A 395-nucleotide genomic window follows, 5' to 3' on the forward strand; every position below is an offset into this window, starting at 1 on the left:
GCGGTCACGTTGCAGACGGGGCATCGAAGCCGGAACGCGGGTGACGCAGCAGGCTGGCCATGGCCGCCGCATACAGCGCCAGCGCGGTCAGGGCCAACAGAAGGCCGCCGAGGCCCAGTCGGGCTATGGCCCGCGGCAGCCAGCGGATGTTGAAGCCCGCCGCGCACAGCACCGCATGCAGCGCGTCGCCCTGCGCGCCCTTGAGCCAGCACCGGTCCATGCGGTGGTCGGCCTTGGTGTGGCCGATCAGCGGCTCGATGGCCTGGCGCCGCTTCAGCCAGGTTCTCTGCTTTGGACTGAGCGACTTGAACTTGCCTCGGTGGATCACCTCCACCGGCGCCAACTCCTTGTCCACACCGCGGTAGCCCAGGTCCACGATGGCGGTGGTGGGCTTG

The 395-nt window shown here is 69.4% G+C and carries 1 protein-coding gene; it reads right to left on the minus strand.

Going from position 1 to position 395, the window contains the following annotated elements; translation table 11 throughout:
- Positions 1-4: 4 nt before the first annotated feature.
- A partial coding sequence (locus FKP22_RS31655; RefSeq protein WP_375140646.1) for a transposase occupies positions 5-395 on the minus strand: 391 nt, incomplete at its 5' end.

It is taken from the genome of Ideonella azotifigens (genome assembly GCF_006519715.1).
GTDB classification, from domain to species: Bacteria; Pseudomonadota; Gammaproteobacteria; order Burkholderiales; family Burkholderiaceae_C; genus Ideonella; species Ideonella azotifigens.